We start from the raw sequence: 24714 nt of genomic DNA, 5'->3' as shown, positions 1-24714 counted from the left end.
ACTTCAGTCGCTTTTCGGGGTGACGCGGATAAGGCCTTCCTGCACGGCTGACGCAACCAGCTTGCCATCCTGCGTGTAAAGTGATCCGCGATTAAGGCCGCGGGTGCCGCCAGTCCAGTCGCTATCCATCACATAGCAAATCCATTGATCCATCCTGAAATCGTCATGGAACCACATGGCGTGATCAAGGCTGGTCGAGAACAACCCGGGTGTTGTCCAATGCAATCCGTGCGGGATCATCGAAGTGGAGAGCAATCCCATATCGGACGCGAAGGCGAGGGTTGCACGGTGTGTCAGCGGATCATCCGGCAGCGGCGCAACGGTTTTGAACCACTGATATTGACGTGCGGGTTCACTTTTTCCTTCCGGGCGAAAGCTTCGCACGTCAAAGGGCCGCGGCATGCTCATCCGGTGGATATGTTTGTCCGATACTTGCGGGTTGCGGGCAATTTGCTCCATCATGCTCATGCATTTTTCGGGCGGCAATACATCCGGCATCGGCACCTGATGTTGGAGCCCCTCCGCTGGTTTTTGAAACGAGGCCGTCAAGTTGAATATGACCTTTTCATTTTGCCGGACAACGACCCTGCGGTTCGAAATGCTGCGCCCATCAAAGTCGCGGTGCACCCGAAAATGAAGCGGCTTTGTTTCGTCACCGGCGCGCAGAAAATAGGAATGCAGCGAATGTATGGTCTTTTCATCATCGACGGTACGATCGGCTGCAACAATGGCCTGAGCAATGACTTGCCCGCCAAAAATGCGTTCGCGAGCGGTTGAAGCGAGTGCAGGATAGTGAAATTCATCATCCGCATCTGCCGTGAGCTTAAAGGTGCGGAGCAGTCCGGTTATCAGCTTTTCAGCAGGCACCGAGGAGCGATGCGCCAAAGCTTCCGACAGCCGACGTTCGACTTGTTCGTCCGATAGTTGATCCAAAACTGCTTCTATTCCTTCAAATACTGTTATTGCCGGGTAGCTGGAATGTTCAGGGATAAATCTCGAACAGTCCGGCACCGCCTTGACCACCGCCAATACACATGGTGACAACGCCCCATTTTGCTCCGCGACGACGACCTTCCTGCAACAAATGTCCGGCACAGCGCGCGCCGGTCATACCAAAGGGGTGGCCGATAGAGATGGAGCCACCATTGACGTTATAACTTTCTGGATCAATGCCCAGACGATCGCGGCTGTAGAGACACTGGCTCGCAAAAGCTTCGTTGAGTTCCCAGATATCGATATCATCGACGGTCAATCCTTGCCGCTCAAGCAGCTTGGGCACCGCAAAGACCGGACCAATGCCCATTTCATCCGGTTCGCATCCGGCCACAGCCCAGGAAACAAAACGGCCCAAAGGTTTTAGGCCCCGACGCTCCGCTTCTTTGGCTTCCATCAAAACGACAGCCGCCGCGCCATCGGATAATTGGCTGGCATTGCCGGCGGTGATATATTTTCCTTCGCCCATGACTGGCTGCAATTTGGCGAGGCCTTCCAAGGTTGTGGTCGGGCGATTACACTCATCCCGATCCACTGTGTAATCTACGATGCTTTCTTCTTTGGTTTCCTTGTCGACCACTTTCATCTTGGTCTGCATCGGCACAATCTCGTCGGCAAAAAGTCCAGCTTCCTGCGCTGCTGCCATGCGTTGCTGCGATTGAAGGGAATATTCGTCCTGATATTCGCGGCTGATATTATAGCGCTCCGCCACAATATCGGCGGTATCAATCATTGGCATGAAGATATCAGGCGCAATTTTCAGGATTTCGTTATCGATGCTGCCTTCCGGCGCGCGTTGCCCTTGCATCGAAATGCTTTCAACACCGCCCGCCACAACGCAATCCGCGCCATCCCCGCGAATATGGTTCGCGGCCATGGCGATGGCCTGCATGCCGGACGAACAGAACCGGTTGATCGTCGCACCCGCCGTTGTCTTGGGCAGGCCCGCTAGAAGCGCCGCATTGCGCCCGATATTGGGAGCAGCATGGGCGACATTGCCCATCAAGCTGTCATCGACAAAGTCACTTTCGACACCAGACTTGGCAACCGCATGTTTGATTGCATGGGCCGCCATCGTCATGGGCGGCGTGATATTGAAGCCACCACGACCAGCTTTAGCGAGCCCGGTGCGGGCATAGGATACGACAACGGCTTCACGCATGATAAATCTCCCTTTGATGATGCTGGCCTAAGTCAATTTGGAACGGAGTCAAGATGCCAGTCGCTTGATGGAGGCGCGCTTAGCTGTCGGCATTCCGGGTTGATGTTTGCCTCAAACGGATATCGCAAAACGGCGCGTAAGCTTCATGATTATTGCAAGATCCTGCGGTTATGAACTAGTGCACCCTTTCATTACCCGCAAAAATGCGACATCAGAGGAAAGCGATGCTTTGAGATAAAGGAGACAGGGGTGTCACAGAATATTTATATATTGGGCGGTCATCAGACAGATTTTGCCCAAAACTGGACGCGTGAGGATCTGTCTTTATTCGATCTGTTTTCGACCACCGTGCTCACCGCGCTCGACAAGACCGGGTTGGAACCCAAGGATATAGAAGTCGGTCATGTCGGTAATTTTGTGGCGGAGCTGTTTACCGGCCAAGGGATGCTTGGCGGCTTTTTCGGGCATGTGCACAAAGACTTTTCCGGCATGCCGGCCTCGCGTCATGAGGGCGCCTGCGCATCCGGATCGCTCGCCATATTGGGAGCGATGACGGATATCGAAAGCGGCCGTTATGATCTCGCTTGCGTGGCCGGAGTAGAATTGATGCGCAATGTTCCCGGTGGGCAAGCAGCGGATAATCTTGGTGCCGCGATCTTCGTCGGTAAAGAAGGACAGGATGCCAAGTTCATCTGGCCCGCCATGTTCTCCGATCTCGCCGAAGAATATGATCGCCGTTATGGGCTGCGTCACGAGCATTTGATGGAGATTTCCAAAACCAATTTTAACAATGCGCGCCGCAATCCCAATGCGCAAAGTCGTGACTGGAAGTTTGAGGACAAGAGCTTTACCGCAGATGACGATTATAACCCGGTGATCGAAGGCTGGATGCGGCGGCAAGATTGCGGGCAGGTTTCAGATGGCGCAGCGGTCGTCTTTCTCGCATCCGAAGCGCGCGCCAAGCAATATGCAGATAGTCATGGCATTCCGCTGGAGAGTCTGGCCCAGATCAAAGGCTGGGGGCACACGACAGCGCCCATGCTCATGCAAACAAAATTGGTCGACAGCGCCAATGATGACTATGTTTTGCCATGGACCCGTAGGGCAATTACGGACGCCTATCGCCGCGCTGGCATCACTGGACCGGATCAACTGGATGCCATCGAAACCCATGATTGCTTCTCTGTCACCGAATATATGGCAATTGAGCATTTCGGCATCACGGCCCCCGGCGAAGCATGGAAAGCGATCGAGGACGGTGTCATCGCATTTGACGGCAGCCTTCCGGTCAATCCCTCGGGCGGTTTGATCGGCATGGGACATCCCGTTGGAGCGACCGGCGTTCGCATGATGCTGGATGCTTCCAAGCAAGTCACTGGAAATGCAGGCGATTATCAAGTAGAAGGCGCTGCAACAGTCGGAACCTTTAACGTCGGAGGCTCTGGCACCACCAATTGCGCGTTCGTCGTAGGAGCCTGATCATGAGCCCGAAATTATTTATCGCTTTAGTTGTAACAGTGCTCATCGGCGGACTGGTTGCTCTGGCGGGCAGTCAGGGCGGGGCAATTGCTGGCGGCGTACCGGTATTTTTGATCTGCGGGATCATGGCCTTTGGCATTAACTGGCTAGCGTTCATTCCGGCCAATGCCGCGAGGACCGAGAAATATTATGACCTGACAGGTTCCTTTACCTATTTGTCTCTGATGGTGGTTGCGGCTGTGCTATCGGCCCCGCTGGATTTGCGTTCTGGGATTATTGCCCTGATGGTGGTTATCTGGGCCGTGCGGTTGGGATCATTCTTGTTCCTGCGCATCCGCGATGATGGCGGTGACCAACGCTTTGACGAGATTAAAAAATCTCCCGCGCGCTTCTTTCTGACTTGGACTATGCAAGGGATATGGGTCCTGCTGACAGCCGCAAGTGCTCTGGTCATCATCACCAACAGCACACGACTGCCGCTCGATATATTCGCGTTTGTCGGCATTGGGTTGTGGATCGCTGGTTTTGCGATTGAAGTCATATCTGACAGACAAAAACGTGAATTTCGCAAAGTGCCAGCCAACAAGGGACGCTTCATTTCCTCAGGCCTTTGGGCATGGTCCCGGCATCCCAATTATTTCGGTGAGATATTATTGTGGACTGGCGTAACTGTAGCATCTTTGCCGGTGCTAAGCGGCTGGCAATGGGTAACGCTCATTTCACCGGTATTTGTCGCCTTCCTGATCATCCGCATCAGCGGCGTGCCGAAACTCGAGGCGCATGCGAAAAAGAAATGGGGCGATGAGAAGAAATATCAGGATTACATCGCATCCGTTCCGCTGGTCATCCCCCGCCCACCGCGAGGGTGAAGATCAAATCCGACTATCGTGAAGGGTGGCCGGCGCCTGTTCAGCCATCCTGACCCTTATCCAAATGCAGTATGGTGATCCGTGTTTTGCCATCTATGATTGCTCCCTGAACGCAAGGGAGGCGGAATAGCCATGGATCCTTATATTTATGTCGTCATCGTCAGTGCGCTGGCTTTGCTGGCCTATTATTTCACTTTGTTGATGGCTGGTCTGGCGCGGGGCAGGTTCAAGATTGAAGTGCCGTCTCATAGCGGCCCGCCGGAATATGAGCGATATGTGCGCGCCCATCACAATACGCTGGAACATCTCGTTCTGTTTCTGCCGGGGCTCTGGTTATTCGCTTATGCCGTTAGTCCCATTTGGGCGGCGGCCATTGGCCTGATCTGGCCCTTCATGCGCGTCGGCTATGCCTTGGGCTATCACAAGGCACCGGAAAAACGCTTGCTGTGGCTATATATCAGCATGCCGCCGATTTACATTTTTGTGCTGGGGTCGCTTATTGGCGCTATGGTGCAACTGATCAAAGGATAAGAGAGCTTATGACTATGGAATATGATCTGGTGATCCGTGGCGGCACCATTGCTGATGGCAGCGGTGGTGATCTGATCGAGGGCGATATTGCGATTAGCGATGGAAAAGTTTCGGCAATTGGCACGGTTGCCGGCACTGGCCGCGAAGAAATTGATGCTACGAACCGGATTGTGACGCCCGGCTTCATAGATGTGCACACCCATTATGACGGGCAATGCATCTGGGCTGAGGAACTGAGTCCATCTTCTTCGCACGGTGTGACGACCGCGGTCATGGGCAATTGCGGCGTCGGGTTTGCTCCTTGCCGCAAGGAGGATCATGATATGTTGATCAATGTCATGGAAGGCGTGGAGGATATTCCTGGCGTTGTGATGGCTGATGGTCTGCCGTGGAATTGGGAAACCTTTCCAGAATATCTCGACACCGTCGCAAAGGGCAAACGCGACATTGATGTTGCCGCTTATCTGCCGCACTCGCCGCTTCGGGTCTATGCCATGGGTGAACGCGGTGCTTCGAGAGAGCCGGCCAATGCGGATGATCTGGCCTTGATGCGCAAGCTGTCGAAAGAAGCGATCGAAGCAGGCGCGCTGGGTTTTGCAACTTCCCGGCTTTCGATTCACAAAACAGCGGACGGCGGAAGCATTCCGACCTTTGAAGCCGATATTGCCGAACTGGAAGCCATTTGCGGCGGCATGGCCGATGCCGGAACGGGAACGTTTCAGGTGGTATTGGACGCTTTTGTTGGTTGGGATAAAGAATATAAGGTGATCGAACGGGTGGTTGAATCCAGCGGTCGTCCCGCCACCTTCACGCTGGCCTCGGGAAATGATGCGCCGCCGCGTTGGCGTAAAGTGCTCGATATGATTGATCAGACCAATGCCAGCGGCGGCAAAGCAACGGCGCAAATCATGCCGCGCCCAATTGGCTTGATCGCTGGCCTCGAACTGACTGTGCATCCCTTTGTGCTCTGCCCCAGTTGGAAGAAAATTGCCGATCTGTCTGTTAAAGAGCAGATTGCAGCGATGCGGGATCCGCAATTGCGCGAAGCCCTGATTACCGAAGATTTTGAAGCAGGCCATCCGTTCAATGAGCTGGCTAGGGACTGGGATTGGCTCTTCCCACTCGATGATCCACCAGACTACGCGCCGCCAAGGAAAATGAGCATGGCCGGGCAGGCCGCGGCAAAAGGCTGTTCGCCGCAGGAAATTGCCTATGACCGGTTGCTGAACACCGAAGGCAAAGGGCTGTTTCTGGCCGCTCTTGGCAACTATGAAAATGCCAAGCTGGACAGCGCCCATGAAATGCTCAGCCACCCGCATTGCATTCCCGGACTGGGCGATGGCGGTGCACATTATGGCGCAATATGCGATGCCAGCTATTCGACCTTTTTGCTCACGCAATTTGTCCAGAAACCCGGCGAACTGCGCTTCGATCTGGCTGAGGCGGTACATATGCTGTCGCACAAAGCGGCCAAAGCGGTTGGTCTGCCCGATCGCGGGTTGCTGAAGCTAGGCGCGAAAGCGGATCTCAATGTGATCGATCTAGACAGCTTGAAGTTGCATCTGCCCGAAATCGTGCATGATCTGCCAGCGGGTGGACAACGCCTGCATCAACGCGCAACGGGCTATGACGCGACCATTGTTTCAGGCGAGGTGATCCGCCGATTTGATCAGTCAACCGGCGCGAGGCCCGGGCAATTGATCAGGAATGCATGACACAAAGATGATGTAATCTGTCTTGTGTTTCCAGTTGCCAATATCGATACCTTCCCGAAACAAAAAAGTTCTTGTGATCACTTGATATGGGCTTGCTACACTAAGCGCTGATGACCTTATCCCATGGGCCGGTAATGGCAAATGTCGTCGATGGTGAATAGAGATTCACAAACATTGTTGACCCATCTGGTGAAAAACAGGTTCCTGCAAATTCTGTCTGGATGCGCGTCCTGCCAAATATATATGTTTTACCATCCGGCGTGACCCCGCGCAGATGATTATTGGTGATGTCGGTATATTGGTCTTCCGAAACCATCAGATGTCCGTTTGGCATGACACAGATATTGTCGCCCAGATTATAGATGGCTGCATCCTGGCTTTCGAGGAACAGTTCAAGCTTCCCTTGCTTGCCCTTGCCGCCTTCTTTTCTGCTCGGCTTGTAACGGAATATCTGGCCAAATTTCTTGGCTCCGCCACTAGTTGCGGTGAAGAAAAGCTGTTGTTCCTTCTCATCCCAGAAAATGCCTTCGCCGCGCGCAAATATTGTCGCCCCAAGTTTTGCACCGCGTTCCCGCAATTCGCCGGCGCTTCTTTCGGGATTACCCAATGTGATCCATTCTGCGCGGTGATCGCTGCCACGGTCAATCTGCCTGCTGTCCCAGTTGCGCGTATCGGAAATATCTTTCAGCGCCAGCGCCTGGAGCGTGCCGCCCTCGGCCAGCTTGCCTTTCACTTTGGGGATGAAACGGTAAAAGAGGCTGTCCCCGCGATCTTCGGTCATATAGGCTATGCCGGTGCGTGGGTCGATACAGACCGCTTCATGGACAAAGCAGCCCATCGCTTTTAGCGGCACAGGGTCGACAAGCCCTTTATGGCTCGCGGGCACTTCAAAAATATAGCCGTGATTCTTGTCCACGCCTTCGCCAACCTCCAGCGAGCTTTCTTCACAAGTCAGCCAGCTACCCCAAGGCGTGATCCCGCCCGAACAGTTGCGCACCGTACCGACAAGGCTCAGATATTCCTCGACAACCTTGCCTGCATTCATGTCGTAGACCAGCGTGGTTGTGCCGCCGGGCACGGGCATTTTTGATTTGTTGCTGAGCCGATCATAGGCTTTCAATTCAGGACCTACCTTGCTGCGAAATGGCCCTTCGCGCAATTGACGGTGATCCAGTTCATGGTTGCGGATCAGGGCAATCTTGCCGTCACCAATATCGATGCAACCCATGCCATCGGCGGCATTGGGCACAACCATTCCGTCATTCATAAGATTTCCAAGCCGCGAGATGACTTTGTAGGAAAAGCCTTCCGGCAGATCGAGAAGGCGGCCTGGATCGGACAGCAAATCACCATAGCCTGCCACTTCATTCTTGCCCGTGAAAGGAAGGTTTGCGTAAGCGCGCGTGGCAAGGCCGACAAAGGCAGTGCCAAGCATGGTCGCTCCAAATTGGCGGCGGGTGAAAATCATACTAGCTGTACTCCTTAAAATAACTGCATCATGTCACATGCTATCGCGACAACAGACTAGTCGGCAATAAGTAGGCGAAAATAGGGGAAGCGCTTACAAAAAAGCATAAGGTACTGAGTATACTTGTAAATGCAACGCTGGTTTTTGCGCCCAAGGCGGGCACTTGGAGCGCAATTGCTGACTTAACTTACATCGAGGGGGAGGGCGCTGCGTTGGCAAAATAGGCTTGGCCCCAATTTCTCCCTACTTTCGGCAACAAGTGCCTCCATCATGTCCCGCTAATATATCAAGTGTCTTCTAACCATTCGCGCCGCAATGGTTTCGCAGCGAGCGCCATGAGCGCGGCTGCGATAATATAGAATGTCAGTGAAATCAGCATCGAATACCGCAACCCGTCTTCACCAAAGATGGGCGTAAGGCGGTCGGACAAAACCCCCAAAAAGAATATACCACCTCCGATGCCGATTAGATTGTTAATAAGCAGGAATAGTGCCGAGGCCGTGGCTCGTGTTTCTGCAGGCACTAGATGTTGCACTGCCGACAACACTGGGCCGAGCCAAATATAGGCTAGTCCTTGGGGGATCAGAAACAGGAAGAACGCAACGGTAGGGGAGCTGCTCATTATCCCAGCTGCAAATAGCGGTACCGCCAGTATGAAGGCGACCGCTGGAACCTGTCCATAGGCGCCTTTGTTCTTGCGGCCCAACCAATCGCCTAAGATGCCGCCACCGATCACGCCTCCAACGCCGCCGATCAGCAAGATCAAACCAAAAAATAGAGATGTTTCGATGAGGTCCAAGCCAAAACTACGCTGCAACAGGCTAGGGAGCCAAAAGGCAATGCCATAGCCGAGCATTGAGCTGGAAGCGGCACCAAAGGCAAGAAACCAGAAGGCGCGTTTCTTGGATAGAATCTTGAGGATATCGATAAAACGGGCCTGTGCCGGTGAAGCGCCAACGATTATCGGTTGTTTCACAGGGTCGCGGACGAGATATTTGAACAACGGTGCGATCAAAACACCCGATAATCCGACGACAAGGAAGGCAAGGCGCCAGTCAACCGTCGCCGCAATATAGCCCCCCGCAACCACGCCGGTGGCAGATCCGATCGGGATGCCGAGCGAATAGATGGACAAGGCGCGTGCGCGTTTTTCGCTCGGGAAATAATCCGCGATCAGCGCATAGGATGGCGCGACGCCGCCAGCTTCGCCAATGCCAACGCCGAGGCGTGCGAGGAAGATCGACCAGAATCCCTGGGCGAAGCCGCAAAGAGCTGTAAATCCGCTCCATATGCCCAAGGAAATGGTGATGACCCAGCTGCGGCTGGTCTTGTCCGCTATCCAGCCGAGCGGCACGGCCAAAGTTGAATAGAGCAGGGCGAACGCAATGCCGCCGAGCAATCCCATCTGGGTGTCGCTAAGCCCGAGGTCGGACTGGATGGGCCCTGCGAGTATCGCCAATATCTGTCTATCAACGAAATTGAAGATATATACGATCAGCAACATGCCGAGTGCGACATTGGGAGAGGTGGTGCGGGATGAGACGGCGGCCTTACTTGCCATCTAGTGGTCCGCGCTTTGCAAAAACTGTACGATCGCGGTCAAGGCATCCGGTTCATCGAGCATCGGTGCATGGCCGCGATCGGCAATCTCGACAGCACTGATCGGTCCGGGATGACGGCTTTGCATCTCCGCTATGGTCGCGGGAAAAATTATATCTGAAAGCGCGCCATGGATGATCAGTGTGGGTATGGCCGCGAGACTATCCCACATGGGCCAAAGGTCGGGAGGGACCGCAGTTTGCTGGTTGCCCGATAGGCCCTGTGCGATAGCAGGATCGTATGCGAATTTGACAGACCCGTCTGGTTGTCGCTGGCAGGTGCGCTGCGCAAAGCCGAGCCAGTCTTGATCATCATAGCCGACCATCGTGTCGCCATGTACTTTGTGGCAATGATCGGCGGCCTCTTGCCAGCTTTCAAACGGAGGTAGTGCTCCTACATAGCTTTGAATACGGTCTAGGCCGTCTTGCTCGACGACCGGGCCGACGTCGTTGAGGATCAGTGTTTTGAAACGCTGTGATTCCATCGCTGCCATCATCATCGCCATGAGGCCGCCCATGGATGTCCCGATCAGGCCGATTTGATCCAGTTGCAGGCTGTCCATCAATGCCATCATGTCGATAACATAGGTGGCCGGAATATAGTTGGCCGGGTCAGGGTCATAGTCGGACCGTCCGCGCCCGCGCTGGTCCGGGATGATCAAGCGGTATTTCCCGGTCAGACGTGCGGCGAGACCTTCAAAATCGGCGCTGTTCCTGGTGAGGCCGTGCATCAACAATAGCGGTGGTCCGTCGCTTTCATAAATGCGCGCGTAAAGCGTCAGTCGATCATCACCGCTGCGGTAAAAATGATCCTGATAGACAGGCGGATCGCTTTGCTCGCGATCCGCCTGGAGGAAGTTGTTCGCCACGTCCGGCCGGCTTAAAATTTGATTTCGCCAGTGACGAAAACGCGCCGGGGATCACCGAAAAAGGCGGTTAGCGTGCCTTCCCGTCCCAAGGTCGAAATAAAGGGTGCACCATTTTGGCCACCGGCGACAAAATTATAGCCAGCCACCTTATAGCGCTTGTCGAACAGGTTCTTGCCATGGACTCCGATGGAGAAAAAGTCGCTGTCGTCTGTGTAAACCAGGCTGGCATCGACCAGCGCAAAACCGTCCTGATCCAGGAACGGATTGGGCGATTCAAACTGGCTGGCATCGCCACGAAACGAGATGGAGCTGATCAGGTCGAGCATCCCGCTTGCTACTGGTACGCCGAGATTGAACGACATGCTGCCAGTCCAGTCCGGTGTGTTCTGGAACACGCGTTCGTCTGCGACATCATTGCCGAGATTGTCGATAAACGTATTGAAATTGGCGTCGAGATAGCCAAGCGACCAGCTGACATTGAACCGGCTGCCAGTTCCGGCAAAATCTTTGCCAACAAGAGCGCGGCCTTCAAATTCGAAACCGTTGACGTCGGCGCTGGCGGCGTTGGATGTGATCCCAGCGAAACTGTCGTTGGTGCCGTCGCCATCAGTATCGACGCCGACTGAACCCGGTATCTGAACATCGGAATAATCGCCTTTGAACAGCGCAACACTTACATTCAGTCGATTGTCGAGCAGGGATGCTTTCCAGCCCAGTTCATAACTATCGACGGTTTCCGGATCAAATTGAAGGAAGTTGAACACCTCATCTGCTGAAATCGTGCCATCCTGATCGAAATCCGGAGTTAGGCTGGTCTGGCCGCGCGGATCAAAACCACCACCCTTGAAACCGCGCGAATAGGTGAAATATATATTGTGGTTTTCATTTGGTTTCCAGCTGACCGATGCCCGCGGGGTAAATTCCTTGAACGTATCGCTGCCTTCAAAATCGGATGTAACCAATATCGGTACGCCGGCACCATCAAATTGATCGGAAAACCCGTTGATGAATGTCGTTCGCAAGATCCGCGCGCTGCGTTTGTCGCTTGTGTAGCGGCCACCAACAGAAACGCTAAGCTGGTCGGAAATATCATAAGTGAAATCACCGAATATCGACCATGTCTTGGTATCGACATCACCTAGCGTCTGGGCATTTAAGCCGGGTAAGCCAACAGTCGGCAAGGCACCTGTCGTTGCGAGTAGCACGTCAAACACGTTAAACGCATTAGCGTCGAGATAATAGGCGCCCAAAACACCGTTCAAGCTATCGCTTTCATACAGCAGCTGGAATTCCTGACTGAACTGGTCATTCTCATAGATAACCGGAACGTCGAGATCTTCGGAAGGCAAGCTGTCAAAGTCGATATTGGAAGAGGATTTGTCTTCACGGTATGCAGTAATGCTCTTGAGGGTAATATTGTCCGAAACAGGCGCTTCGATGAGCAACGATCCGCCATAAGCCTCGACCAGTTGTTTAGGGACAGTCAAACCAGCCCGCGTATCAAAAACATCATCCAACACTGGCGCACCCGTCAGCAGGCTGGGTATCAGGCGATGCCCCTGACGCGGATCGCTTTCGTCGCGGATATAGTCACCGGACAAGCGGACAAAAAATCCGCCATTATCAAATTCAATACTGCCGCGCGCTGCCCAGACATGCTTGTTGTAATTTTCAACACCCTGCTGCACCAGATTGTCACCAAAGCCGCCGCGGCTGAGCCGCGCGCCGCCGGCGCCGATGCGCAGGCTATCGGTGATCGGGGTAGAGGCAGTGACGATTAAGTCGGCCTGATCATAGGAACCATAGGTACCTTTTATCTTGACCGAAGTGTCATCAGGCAGGCGCCGCGAGACATATTTAATCGCACCACCAATCGTGTTGCGGCCATATAACGTGCCCTGCGGTCCGCGCAGTACTTCGATCCGTTCGACATCATAGATATCCAAAACAGCGGCTTGCGGTCGGTTGAGGTACACATCGTCGACATAAAGACCTACGCCCGCTTCAAAGCCGGCAACCGGGTCTTGCTGACCCACGCCGCGAATGAAGGCAGTCAATGTTGTGTTGGTGCCGCGTGATACTTCCAAGGTCAGGTTGGGAACTTCCTGACCAATCTCGGTAATGTCCTGCACACCGGATGCGGTTAGAGCGTCGCCGCTAATCGCTGTAATGGAAAGAGGGACGTCGACCAGGCGCTCTTCGCGGCGACGTGCAGTAACAACAATCGTGCCGTCATCGGTGTCTTGCGTTGCCGTTTCACCGGCCTGTGCATGGGCAGCGGTTGGGGCAAGCAATGCTGTTGCCAAGCCCGATACCAAAGCGGCATAACTAACGCTGTGTTGAAATCTCATGAGAACCCTCCTGCTAATATTTTGCCTGGTATTTCCAGATTATTGACAGGTCTTTACTGAAAGGTGAATCATATTTCAACTTTGAAATTTGCTAATCCCATAAAATGTCGTTAGCCGTGACTTCATGGACACAGAATATTCCGATCATGTTGAATCTAAAGACAAGCAACCACGCACTGCTCGCGGTCTGAAAACAAAACGAAAATTGCTCGACGCAGCCGCGCTGGAATTTGGTGAAAAAGGGTTTCACGAAGCGTCGATTACCGGAATAACCCAACGCGCCGGGACCGCTTTGGGCAGTTTCTATACCTATTTCGATTCGAAGGAGGAATTGTTTAGCGCACTGGTGAAAGACATGAGTGCGCGTGTCAAAAGCCATGCCGCCAGCGCAATGACAGAGTGGCAGGACGCGCTGGAACGGGAAAAGTTGGCGCTGGAAGCGTTCATGAACTTCGCACGCGAGCATAAGGAGATCTACCGGATCATCGACGAAGCCGAATTTGTCGATCCGGAAAGCTATCGATCTCACTATGAGGAAACCGCCGCCCGCATCTTCGAACGGCTGCAAGAAGGAAGCGACGCTGGCGATTTGCGTGATGATCTGGATGAGGCCCATGCTTGGGCCATCATGGGCATGAATGTTTTTCTTGGTTTGAGATACGGTATTTGGAGTGAGGAGAAATCCGCAGCTGAAATTGCTGAGATCGCGAATGAAATTTTAGCTACCGGCATCACGGTCGGCGAAAAATAGTTATAATTTCGGTGATCTGCGGCACAGGAAGAATTACTTCTTAACACTATGTAGCTTAGCTAGCAGATTATATTATCTTGGCGGGCATCGATCATTGCAAATTTTCTATGATATCGCCAAGTACTTCAAGAATTCACTGGATCTGGGGGCATTAAAAGATCGTGGAACTTCAAAGAACCTTTTCTTTTTTTCTGATCATCCTGCTGGCGCAAATTGTCGGTTCGCCAGCAACTAATGCCCAACCGTTAAAGCGGACCGCTCCACTTTCTGGACAGATCTCAGCTACCAAGGGCGGCGAGCAGGCGACTTTGTTGCCTCGCAAGGCCTGGCAAAAAGCATTACGCCGACAGGATCTCAAAGCAGGAGATGTCCTTCGCACCAAGGCCGCAGGCACGCTGGCTATTGTTTTTGTCGATGGTACCCAAGTTCGGTTGGGCAGAAATTCGATCATGGTTGTGCGCCGCGTCGCCAAGAGCGGATCATCCTCGCTATCATTGCAGCGTGGGCGGGCATGGGGGCGTAGTCCGCGAAAGCGAAGCAACCTGTCCATCGAAACACCATCGGCTACGGCGGCAATTCGCGGCACGGAATGGGCTATCACCGCCGACGCAGTTTCTAGCCAGTTGCAGGTTTTTTCAGGCACGGTCGAACTATCGAACGACGCAGGATCGCTGACCGTCGAAGCAGGGCAGGCAGCCTCCGTCTTACGCGGGCAAGCACCGACGCGAACGGTGTTGGTCAATCCGACCGGGCGCGAGCAGATGCTCTATTTTGTCAATCTGGCTGATGGGCTGGATTTGCTGGGTAACGATAGTGATACGTTCATTCGGGCGAGGCGACAGGCCGCCAGCGGAGACTGGGAAGGTGCATCTCGGTTATTTGGCGAATTGACCCAATCGACCAACGCTGCGGACCAGTTATCCGGTATCTATGGCAGCTATGTCGCTGCCGTACAAATAGGCGACGAGCCAGCAAGGCCCGTGCTGGACTATACAGCCGAGAGCTTTCTCGTGCTTACGTTGATTGACGCTTATGAAGGGGATCTGCGCGCAGCGAAAAACACAGCAGAAAAGGGACTGCGGGCCTTTCCGGACTCTGCTCCGCTTTATCAAGCCAAAGCAGAGGTAGAGACATTATTGGGCGACTCTGATGCCGCCATCGATACCATGGCGGCGGCCCGTACCGCCTTTCCCTCAAATGTTATACTGACTGTTGGTGAAGCCGATTTACTCCGTGATTATCGCGGCGAACCGAAGGCTGCGCGAGATCTTTTGGAACCGGTACTTGCCGCAGATCCGGACAATTTCCTTGCCCGAAAATCGCAGGCAAAAAACTGGATGGCTATTGGCGGACTGAAAGAGGCGAATCAGCTTGTGGAACAAGCGCTCGAGGTGCGACCCTATGATGCCGAACTGGTCAGCATGCGGGCCGAAATCTTGCTAGAGCAAAACAGATTATCGGCGGCCAAGGCTGAAATCGATAAAGCCCTGGAAATGGATGCCGGTAATGCGCTGGCGGGCAATGCGCTGGCGCAATATTGGCGCCGCAAGGACCGTTTGGATCAGGCGCTGGAGGCCTCTTTAGCCGCATCGGCGCGTAATCCAGACTATGGCATGGGCTTTCTTGGCCTTGCGCAGGTCCATCATGAAATGGGTGAGATCGGACTGGCCGAACAGCAATTTGATGCAGCCGACCGGCTTGATCCGTTTAATCCCGCCATTCCGCTGGCCCGCACGGGCGTGGCTTTGCAGGATTTTGCGGCTGATGACGGGATCCGGAACGCCCGTGAAGCTTTGGATCGTTATCGCGGGCGGGGCGGCGAATATGCCAATTTGTCCGAAAATCGCGAAACCGGCAGCCTTGTCTCTCAGGCTTTTCGTTTCCTCGATCTCGAAGGCTGGGGCCGCTATTATGCAGACCGGGTGTTCGACAGCTTCACTCCATCAAGCTATTTCGATCAAGCGATTAATCAGACCCCGGGCCCTTTCCTGATCCGCAATCCCGATGGTAGTTATAATGCCCAGCAGGCAGCGACCGGTAGCGAGCAGGGGGAGAGTTTCGAAGCGCTTTCGAGCTTCCTGCAGGGTGTAGCGCTTGATCCATTAAGTGTCGCTAGTTCCCGCCGCCGCTTGCGGTTCGACAATGGCAATTTTTTCGAACCATTTGTGGGGGCTGCTTTCCTCAGCGAAGACTTGCGCAGCGAGCAGGTGATCAGCGGCGGTCTTGATACAATTTTTGATGCCCCTCTGCCCACGGCGATATGGATCCGCGGCAATTATACCGATGTTTCTGATAAACGGCGGCGCCCGGATATCAGCCCATTTTCGAGGCGACGTGGCGCGGATAGTTGGTTTTTCAGCAGCTATGTTGGGCTGGAACTCACACCGTCAGACAGCTTGGTTTTAAACGGTGAGTTAAACCGCAACAGCAGCTTGTCGGAATCCAATATTATTGGCATTCAGGACAATAGATTTGATCTCGAAGAAGACCGTGAGACCGAGAGGAATTTCTTGTTCGGACTGTACAATCACGAATTCGGTTATCGCGATCAGCTTACCATCGGAGGCGGCTTCGGGAGATCACAGCTAAACCTCATCACGCTGAACGTTTCCAGTACCCTGCCTTTCTCGGACCAATTGTCGCAAAACCGCGGTACTTTTCGTTATCTGAGCGCGAACTATGCCAAAGGCTTTGGTCCGCTGGACCTGCGGATCGGCGGGGAGTGGAGTGATGTGCGGACGCGGGAATTGAACACTCCCTTTGATTTCGAACAGGATATTGTCGATCCCAATCTCGTGCCCGCCCGCTTCGATTTGCGGTCCAAAGAGGCGCGTGCCTATGTCGATCTGCGTTACAATCCGATAGAGCCGCTAGTTCTCCAGGGCCAGATGGAAGTTATCGCTCGCACGATTGCCGGTGATACGCGTCATCCGATTAACTGGCGGCTTGGTGCATCCTATGAGCCGATTGAGGGTCAATGGCTGCGGGCGGCTTTCCTGCGCCAGAGCCGCGGATTGTTCGACTTCAGCTTTCGTCCTGCCGCGGTGGTCGGTTTGCAGGCGAATAGTGCGCCCAGCTTTCGCGAGAGCCGCAATGACAGTTTCATCACGCGCTGGGATGCCGAATGGTCTGATCAACTTTTCACCACCGTCGAGTATCAGGATCAGCAATTGGAAGCGGTAAGCTATGCTATTCCTGATTTGCCTGTGGACATTACCGGCTTCCCGGTGTCGGTGAAACGGATCAGCGCGGAAGCCAATTTATGGCTACGCGGCAATATCGGGCTGCGGGCTTCCTACGCCTATACGGACAGCACGATTGAAGGCAGCTTCGTATCAGGTGACAATGTCAATCAAGCCATTGGGCCAACTTTTGGTTGTGCCACGGCTGACCTGAATCTCTTTTTTGGCTGCACTTACGAAATTGGCGATCAACTGCCGTTCGTTCCTGGCCATTTCGCACGCGCTTCGCTCGTGTGGAGCCTGCCAGCGCCCGTCCGGCTGAAGGCAACTGTTTCGGGCAGCTACATTGGCGGGCAGAGAGACGACCTGCGCTTGCCGATCGAAGATGCAACACTTATCGATGCCCAGTTGGAATGGGAGCCGCTTGACCAGCGCTTGGCAATCAATTTTTCTTTGTTGAACTTACTAGATAAACGATATGACTCCGCGACCGATGTAGCCGCGCCGCGCTTGACGGTGGTCGTTGGAGCGGAGGTTCGTTTCTAGATGGCTACGTCCGGGATCAGCGAGATTTTTTCACCGCGCCATAAGCTGTCTGGCGCGATAATGGTTGCGGCTGTAGCCTTGCTAGTCGGATTGCTGAGTCTCACCACGGTCATGCGTGATCTTGACGGGCGTAGCTTTGACTATTTGTCGACGACCGCGCCGGTGCTGCCTGAACAGCCCGGTATCACCCTGATTGCGATTGACGAACCAAGCATGGACGCGATCGGTCAGCAATGGCCTTGGTCTCGTGCTCAACATGCAGAACTGATCCGTCAGCTGCGCAATGCCGGGACCAAAGCTATCGCCTTTGATGTGCTCTTCGCCGAACCTGCTGACGAAGTGCAGGATCAGGCGCTGGTGGACGCCATGGGCCCCGATATCGTTCTAGCTGCCGATGAAAGCCTGATTGAACGGCCCTATGGCAGCACGCTGGTCCGGACGGAACCTATGCCTGTATTGATTACGGCTGGTGCGCAATTTGGTGTTGCGAGCTTGTCAATGGACGGTGATGGAGTTCTGCGAAACATGCCGCTTTATCGTGATGGCTTTATGACCAAGCTGCTTGAGATGACCACGGGGGAAACTACACCAAAAAGCCAAACGTCACGCCGGATCCAGCATTTTGGCCCGGCGGGCAGCTATCCCACCATCTCCTATTATCAGGCGCTCGATCCAGCGACCTATCTGCCGCCTGATTATCTCAAAGACCAGATCGTCATCGTTGGTTTCGCATTGCAGACCAATGCCGATGTGGCAGCGGGTGGCATTGATGCTTTTGAAACCGCTTATACGTTACGCTCACGCCAACTGACTCCCGGTATCGAAGTGCAGGCAACGATTTTTGACAATCTGCGCACTGGGCTATCCATCGGACAAGCACCGCGCTGGCTTTCACTTGTGTTCATAGCAGTTGCAGCTGCGTTGGCGCTGCTCGTCTCCCGGCCTAAGGCCCCGGTAAGGAAAGCTCTATTGCTCGCACTTGCATTACTGGGTTTAATCGGCATGTCCTGGTTGCTGCTGCAATATGGGCGTTTTTGGATCGGACCAGTGGCGCCATTGATTGCTTTAGCATTGGGTGTGGCTGCGATTGCGACCCGGGATTTTGCTGGTGAGCAGAGACGGGGCCGTGAAGTGAGGAATGCTTTTGGCCAATATCTAGCGCCAGAAATGGTGCAAAAAATTGCAGATGATCCCAGTCTGCTCAATCTCGGCGGCGTTAACCGCGAACTGACAATACTGTTTTCCGACATTCGGGGATTCACAGCGATTTCAGAAGCGATGCAGGACGATCCGCAGGGGCTCACGCGCATAATCAATACGATCCTTACCCCGCTATCCAACATCATCCTCCGCCATGGCGGTACAATCGACAAATATATGGGCGATTGCGTGATGGCCTTCTGGAATGCCCCGCTTGATGATCCCGATCATGCTCTGCACGGGCTGGAAGCAGCGCGCGAGATGCTGGCGGAAATGGACAATATCAATCGCGAAATTCAGGCGATGCTTCCCGCTGACGCCAATGTACCGGTAATCCGGATAGGCATCGGCATCAACACTGGCACATGCGTGGTTGGCAATATGGGGTCGGATCGCAGGTTTGATTATTCGGTGTTGGGCGATGCCGTCAACCTGGCATCGCGCCTCGAGGGTGAATGTAAAGAACAGGCTGTCGACATATTAATTGGTCAGGCCACCGCCACCGCCGCACCGTCTTTGGCTTTCAAGAAAGTAGCCGATATTCAGGTAAAAGGTCGATCAGCGACAGAGCCAACTTATACCCTATGTGACGAACTTTAGTTCACATACCACCTCATAAACGTGAGCTTGTTGATCTGCATTTAACTTGGCGCACCACATAGCGACAGGGTTGACCCGGTCCATTTCACCTACGCAATATTGCGTATCGCGCTACAGAATTTCTCTCGCCAAATATTGGGTATGACTTGGAAAACAATACGCCTGGAACTGGCCCGAACCGCTGAGCATCCCAATGGATCGTCAGCTCATGCTTATGTCTTTCGTGCTCCGCTGGATGATGCCGGGTTCATCGAACCAAAGGCGCTCCGTGAAGCTGAAAAACGTCCGGTAGTCCGCCGCTTCTGGCTCGGAGAGCGGGATCAGAATGGGGTGGTAATAACCACCGACAAAGGCTGGGCCTTTTCTTACAAAGTTGGTGATGATGATGACGAAGTCATATTCGGACTGCAAAATCATCCGATCAAGGTCGGTGAATATCTAACAATCACGGAAGCTGATGGCAGCGAGTTGCCGTTCCGGGTGATCCGCTGCCACGAATAAGGGAGGAATGATCATGTTTTTTTGCTCAACAATATCACGCAATCTTTTGATCGGCGCAGGCTTGCTATGCGTCGCCAGCACGCCTGCTGCTGCCGAATGTGTGATCGGTTCCGAGCCGCTTTTCGATCCATTCGCTCCCTATAAGGGCGGGTCAGCCATAGTGCATAAAGATAGCGGTTTCGTTTTCCCAGCTGAAACGGCCGGGTTCAGGCGTCTGTGTGAAATGACCACTGACTTTTCCGGAGACAATTTCCAAATTCGCTATGAGCGTACGATTGGAGAGCAATTGATCGCCGTGGATATTGCGGTGGTCCATCTCGAAGACCTCACCGCTCGTGACCATTACCTGATCATCAAGCCTACGGTCATGTCGCATTATGCTAGCGCCTCGATCGAGTCGGAAGGCGATTATTTCGTATCTGGGCGGGAAGATTTGTCCGCTTATCAAGGCATATTTGACGGGCAGAAAGATCAGGTGCCGTGGCACGTCAGCGTGACCGCGATTGATTATGGCTATTGGGATGCCCGTTTGATCGCATCCTACCCTCACGAACTCGATGTGCCAGCGCAAGAAGCTCTGATGGAACTGGTTGCGGCCTTCCAATGGCAAAGCCCTGCGGACGACAAAAGTGAAAAAGACGGACGATGAAACGCATTGCGATTATCGACGCTCATCCCGATCCTGATCCCGGGCGCTTCGGACATGCTTTGGTCTCTGCCTATGCCCATGCCGCCAAAGAAGCTGGTCATGAAGTGAGAGAAATCCGGTTGGCGGGGAAAGATATTCCGATATTACAAAGCCGTAGCCAATGGATGGAGGAACCCGTGCCTGCCGATGTTAAGCCGGGCCAGGATGCGATTAAATGGGCGCAGCATATTGTCATTCTCTATCCTTTGTGGATGGGTGACATGCCTGCTCTGTTAAAAGCCTTTATCGAGCACGCCTTTCGGCCTGGGTTCGCGCTCAGCTATGAAGAAGACAAACGCGTACCGAAGAAATTATTGCGCGGCCGCACCGCAAGGCTGATCGTCACGATGGGGATGCCGGCCTTTTTCTATCGTGCCTATTTTGCGTCACATAGCGTGCGCAGTTTCAAACGGAACATTCTGGCGCTGGCCGGTGTAGAACCGGTTGCAACCTCTCTGATCGGCAATGTCGATGGTAGGCCCAAGCATCGTGAGCGGTGGCTGAAAAAGATGATCGATCACGGCGCCAATGGCGATTGAGACGGGTGTCTGGGTCTCCGTAATAACCCTTATACAGAGCTAAAAACGATGGGGATACACTTCTCCTACTGATGCTTTCCAAGCGGAAGGCCATCAAAAATAGGAGAAAAATCATGAAATCCGTGCTGCTCTACGTCAACGATGACTCCGGTTTGGAGGCGAGGCTTCAGGCAGCGCTAGATGTGACCCGCGCAACAAATGGCCATCTTCATTGCCTGCGCGCCAATCCCTATAATCCGCAAATGGCCTTTGACGGCGTAACCGGCATGTCGGTGGTCTATGACGTCGCAAAACTGACGCGGGAGGCCGATGAGAAATTGCGCACTGAAATTGAAAGCCGATTGGCGGATGAAGATGTGCCTTGGCACTATGAAGAGGTCAATGCCAGTCCGGCCCGCGCGCTCGCCCGCAACTCGGCGCTAGCGGATCTTATGGTTTTGAGCTCGGCCAGCGGTGACGAGGACAATGTTTTGCCCCTTGGAATATTGGGTGATGTGCTATTCAACACAAATGTCCCAGCGCTCGTCCAGCCCGATGATGTCAAAAAATTTGATGCTACCGGAGCTGCGGTGGTGGCCTGGAATGGTAGCTTTGAAGCTGGCAACGCGCTGCGTGCCGCTGTTCCTATGCTGTATCTGGCAAGCGCCGTTCATATCCTCACCGTGGACGAAGACAAGGATCACGATCTGCCCCCGCTCGCCGCATCAGAATATCTCTCGCGCCACGGCATCACCTCTGAAATACATAGCATGTCGGCAAAAAAGCCTTCTGTGGAAGCTGTGCTCCTATCGTCAGCCAAAGCGCTGCACGCCAGCTATTTGGTGATGGGCGCCTATGGCCATAGCCGTGCGCGCGAGTTTCTTTTTGGCGGTGTCACACGAAGTCTTTTCAGGGAATGCTCCATACCGCTTATCGTCTCTCACTAGGCTTTTGGGAGTTGCGTAATGGCCGAAACCACCATCATCAAATTTCACGGTGCCGCCGGTACTGTAACGGGTTCATGTTTCGAAATTAGCGGTGCGGGCAAGACGATACTGGTCGATTGCGGCCTGTTTCAGGGCACACGGTCGCTTGAACGGCTGAACTATGAGAAGCTTCCTTTTGACCCCCGTACAATCGATGCGATCGTTCTGACCCATGCGCATCTGGATCATAGTGGAAGGATGGCTTGCCTCTACACAAGTGGCTGCAAAGCGCCAACTTTTTGTACGGCACCTACCGCTGACATATTGAAGCCGCTATTGCTCGATTCTGCTAAGCTGCAGGCGGCATCGGCAGAACGCCGCAACCGGCGCGCAGATCGCGCTGGCCTCCCGCCATTTGTTCCGCTTTATACCGGCCCAGATGTCACAAAATTGATGAAAAACATAACGGCAGTCGACTATTGTGAGCAAGTGGACCTGGGTAATGGTGTTTCATTTCGTTTGTGGAATGCGCGCCATATCGTTGGTTCGGCTTCGGTCGAGATTAACATTGCTGGTCAGAGGTTGATGATATCCGGCGATATTGGTTCTGGCACGGCAATAGAATGCGCGGGTCAGGAACTGGGCGGATATGATCATATCATCTGCGAGGCGACCTATGGCGCAAGGGATAGAGAAGAAACGCTGATCAGTGAACGCCGCGAAGCGCTGGCTTGCTATGTTGAGAATACACTGAAATCCGGTGGGAATTTGCTGATTCCAGCCTTTGCGGTCGAGCGGACGCAGGTCATATTGGAAGATTTCCTCGCTCTGTTTGACGCTGGAAGATTATCGCCAATCAATGTTTTTCTCGACGCGCCGCTTGCCCAGAAAATAACGATGGCGATGCTAAAATATCGCGACAACGGGGCGGATTTGCTCAAACGCCCCAATATTCGCTTTGTCCAATCTGTGTCGGAATCCAAACAGTTAAACCATATAACGGGTGCTGTTGTTATCGCCGGTTCCGGAATGTGCGAAGGCGGGCGGATTCGCCATCATCTGATCCGCAACCTGCCGAAGCGACAGTCTCGAGTTTTGTTTACCGGCTTTCAAGTTGCCGGAACACTGGGCTCGGTGCTGAATGGCGGCTCCAAATTGGTCCGAATCTCTGGCAATGATGTAATCGTCAATGCCGATATTGACATATTGGACGGCTATTCCAACCATGCTGATCGCAAAGAATTGGCGCATTGGCTGAACGAACATAGCCCAGTTTCGGGTTCCATATTTCTCGTCCATGGCGAGCAACAGGGGCTGAAGGCTCTTACCGGCGACCTTGTAGCGACAAAGCGGTATAATGACCCGATCATCCCATCACTGGGTCAGCAATGGCAACTGAACCCGCGCGCGCCAGCTTTGTTAAAGGTGGCAGCCCGTAATGATGTCGATCAGCTGGTCGCACCGCAGGATTGGACATCACGGCTGGCTGCCTTGCGTGCTTCGGTACAGCAAAAAGTCAATGCACTGCCATCAGATCAGGACCGTGATAAAATGCTAAAAGCGCTGGAACGGGCTCTGGAGAGCTATCAGAAAGAAAAATTGCGATGAGCAGCTAGTGCTTAATCTCAGCTTTGAGAATCCCGCACCATCATTACATCCTGTTTAAGCCAGCCCAATAATACCCGCGCATTATTGCCCATGCTGGCACGCATGAAGCCGCTTTTGCCATGGGTCCCCAGCACCACCAGATCGGATTTCACCTCCTTGATTTTTTTGAACAGGACGACACCAAGCTCGCCCTTTTCATTGGAAGCTTCCAGGCGTTTGAACGTGCTGTTGTCGATTGTGGTTTGCGCCAAAAAGCGCTCCATCAACTTGGCCTCCTCAGAGCCGATATCCTTTGCGACCTGGTCTGATTTCAGCCAGCCGCTATAGGGAACGTTATAAGCGTGGACGAGATGCAGCGGTATGTCTGGGAACAATTCTGCAGCGGTGTTGAGTGCGGTCATGGAACAATCGGAGAAGTCCGTCGCGATCAATATGTTGCGATAGGGTTTGACCGGTTTGCGCTTGATGATCAGCACCGGGATATCAGCGTGGCGAACGATATGGTCTACCGGCGATCCCAGAAAAACATCGCTAAACCCGTCATAATGGGCCACTCCGGTGACAATCATGCCGCAGCGTTCCCGCTTGGCGGTCTCAATGACCAATTCTCCGACATTGCCCATTTCGATGATGAATTGTACATCCACTTCGGTTTCGGGCAATTCCTCTTCCAGCTGGATACGGGCTTCCTTGGGGACCAACCCCTTTTTCTTGGCCTGTTTGGGATCGAGTACATGGACCACGATCAGGCGCGTTCCCCAGATCTTCGCCAGCATCAGTGCGCGGTCAAAGGCACGGTCACATCGGGCTGTCATATCGGTGGCCAAAAGGATGGGTTTGCTTGTTACTTTGGTATCGGTCATGTGCGGAAAATCATCCCATCAGTTAGAATTTGAAAGGGTGCAGGCCGCTCTTCCTCCGTTTTGCGCCCGGGGGGGGGGAGGGCGGTTGTTGTAGGAAAGAAAGGCGACCTGCGTACCTCCTCAACCCGCTAGCTAAGCGGCGTTGATCGGGATCTTTTGTGGGGCTTTGATCTTTTGGTGAGAATGGGATGCGAACATGCCATCTCTTTTCGTTATCATCATCTCCTGATTTGATCTCGGACCTCTTTGTTCTCTTCTCGCCACGTGGAATATTATCTTTGTGCACCTGATAAAAT

At 53.6% G+C, this 24714-nt stretch carries 19 protein-coding genes; 12 read left to right on the top strand and 7 right to left on the bottom strand.

Annotated elements, in window-relative coordinates; translation table 11 throughout:
- Nucleotides 1-3: 3 nt before the first annotated feature.
- Both ABJM21_RS11740 and ABJM21_RS11735 read right to left on the bottom strand, forming a co-directional pair.
- Nucleotides 4-933 carry an acyl-CoA thioesterase II gene (locus tag ABJM21_RS11740; protein ID WP_348300964.1) on the bottom strand — a complete coding sequence of 310 codons (930 nt, stop codon included), beginning with the start codon at nt 931-933 and terminating at the stop codon, nt 4-6.
- A gap of 49 nt (nt 934-982) precedes the next feature.
- Nucleotides 983-2155, bottom strand: a complete 1173-nt coding sequence (locus tag ABJM21_RS11735; RefSeq protein ID WP_348300965.1) for an acetyl-CoA C-acyltransferase — start codon at nt 2153-2155, stop codon at nt 983-985.
- Nucleotides 2156-2404: 249 nt separating this feature from the next.
- On the opposite strand from ABJM21_RS11735, the gene ABJM21_RS11730 reads away from it, so the two are divergent.
- From ABJM21_RS11730 to ABJM21_RS11715, 4 genes are all read left to right on the top strand, one after another.
- Nucleotides 2405-3634, top strand: a complete 1230-nt coding sequence (locus ABJM21_RS11730; protein ID WP_348300966.1) for an acetyl-CoA acetyltransferase — start codon at nt 2405-2407, stop codon at nt 3632-3634.
- 2 nt (nt 3635-3636) lie between these two features.
- Nucleotides 3637-4503, top strand: coding sequence for a DUF1295 domain-containing protein (locus ABJM21_RS11725; protein ID WP_348300967.1), 867 nt, complete (start codon nt 3637-3639; stop codon nt 4501-4503).
- 132 nt (nt 4504-4635) lie between these two features.
- Nucleotides 4636-5034: an MAPEG family protein gene (locus ABJM21_RS11720; protein ID WP_348300968.1), complete on the top strand. Its 399-nt coding sequence runs from the start codon at nt 4636-4638 to the stop codon at nt 5032-5034.
- Nucleotides 5035-5042: 8 nt separating this feature from the next.
- Nucleotides 5043-6749 carry an amidohydrolase family protein gene (locus tag ABJM21_RS11715; protein WP_348300969.1) on the top strand — a complete coding sequence of 569 codons (1707 nt, stop codon included), beginning with the start codon at nt 5043-5045 and terminating at the stop codon, nt 6747-6749.
- Between the two features lie 100 nt (nt 6750-6849).
- On the opposite strand, the gene ABJM21_RS11710 is transcribed toward ABJM21_RS11715, so the two are convergent.
- From ABJM21_RS11710 to ABJM21_RS11695, 4 genes are all read right to left on the bottom strand, one after another.
- On the bottom strand, nt 6850-8217 hold the full coding sequence (locus tag ABJM21_RS11710) for an alkaline phosphatase PhoX (protein WP_348300970.1): 1368 nt from the start codon (nt 8215-8217) through the stop codon (nt 6850-6852).
- Between the two features lie 286 nt (nt 8218-8503).
- Nucleotides 8504-9778: an MFS transporter gene (locus ABJM21_RS11705; RefSeq protein ID WP_348300971.1), complete on the bottom strand. Its 1275-nt coding sequence runs from the start codon at nt 9776-9778 to the stop codon at nt 8504-8506.
- Complete coding sequence (locus tag ABJM21_RS11700) at nt 9779-10684, bottom strand: alpha/beta hydrolase (protein WP_348300972.1); 906 nt, start codon at nt 10682-10684, stop codon at nt 9779-9781. It lies immediately after the preceding gene.
- Nucleotides 10685-10695: 11 nt separating this feature from the next.
- Nucleotides 10696-13035, bottom strand: a complete 2340-nt coding sequence (locus ABJM21_RS11695) for a TonB-dependent receptor (RefSeq protein ID WP_348300973.1) — start codon at nt 13033-13035, stop codon at nt 10696-10698.
- A 124-nt stretch (nt 13036-13159) separates the two neighbouring features.
- Between ABJM21_RS11695 and ABJM21_RS11690 the strand changes: the two genes are divergently transcribed.
- The 8 genes from ABJM21_RS11690 to ABJM21_RS11655 all read left to right on the top strand — a co-directional run bounded on the left by ABJM21_RS11690 (nt 13160) and on the right by ABJM21_RS11655 (nt 23555).
- The gene (locus ABJM21_RS11690; protein WP_348300974.1) at nt 13160-13786 is read left to right on the top strand and encodes a TetR/AcrR family transcriptional regulator; all 627 of its coding nucleotides are present in this window, start codon (nt 13160-13162) and stop codon (nt 13784-13786) included.
- Nucleotides 13787-13947: 161 nt separating this feature from the next.
- On the top strand, nt 13948-17514 hold the full coding sequence (locus tag ABJM21_RS11685) for a FecR domain-containing protein (protein WP_348300975.1): 3567 nt from the start codon (nt 13948-13950) through the stop codon (nt 17512-17514).
- The gene (locus ABJM21_RS11680) at nt 17515-19314 is read left to right on the top strand and encodes an adenylate/guanylate cyclase domain-containing protein (protein ID WP_348300976.1); all 1800 of its coding nucleotides are present in this window, start codon (nt 17515-17517) and stop codon (nt 19312-19314) included.
- Between the two features lie 141 nt (nt 19315-19455).
- The gene (locus tag ABJM21_RS11675; RefSeq protein WP_348300977.1) at nt 19456-19815 is read left to right on the top strand and encodes a hypothetical protein; all 360 of its coding nucleotides are present in this window, start codon (nt 19456-19458) and stop codon (nt 19813-19815) included.
- A 13-nt stretch (nt 19816-19828) separates the two neighbouring features.
- Nucleotides 19829-20464 carry a hypothetical protein gene (locus ABJM21_RS11670; RefSeq protein WP_348300978.1) on the top strand — a complete coding sequence of 212 codons (636 nt, stop codon included), beginning with the start codon at nt 19829-19831 and terminating at the stop codon, nt 20462-20464.
- Nucleotides 20461-21042 (top strand): NAD(P)H-dependent oxidoreductase, encoded by a 582-nt coding sequence (locus ABJM21_RS11665; protein WP_348300979.1) that lies wholly within the window; start codon nt 20461-20463, stop codon nt 21040-21042. The genes ABJM21_RS11670 and ABJM21_RS11665 overlap by 4 nt, the downstream gene beginning before the upstream one ends.
- Before the next feature lie 113 nt (nt 21043-21155).
- On the top strand, nt 21156-21968 hold the full coding sequence (locus tag ABJM21_RS11660) for a universal stress protein (protein ID WP_348300980.1): 813 nt from the start codon (nt 21156-21158) through the stop codon (nt 21966-21968).
- Between the two features lie 18 nt (nt 21969-21986).
- Entirely contained in the window at nt 21987-23555 is a 1569-nt protein-coding gene (locus ABJM21_RS11655; RefSeq protein ID WP_348300981.1) for an MBL fold metallo-hydrolase, read from the top strand.
- Nucleotides 23556-23572: 17 nt separating this feature from the next.
- On the opposite strand, the gene ABJM21_RS11650 is transcribed toward ABJM21_RS11655, so the two are convergent.
- Nucleotides 23573-24418, bottom strand: a complete 846-nt coding sequence (locus tag ABJM21_RS11650) for a universal stress protein (protein WP_348300982.1) — start codon at nt 24416-24418, stop codon at nt 23573-23575.
- Between the last annotated feature and the right edge of the window lie 296 nt (nt 24419-24714).

Origin of the sequence: Parasphingorhabdus sp. (genome assembly GCF_039977335.1) — a bacterium.
Taxonomy (GTDB): Bacteria; Pseudomonadota; Alphaproteobacteria; order Sphingomonadales; family Sphingomonadaceae; genus Parasphingorhabdus.
This window is presented reverse-complemented; position numbering and strand designations above follow the sequence as displayed.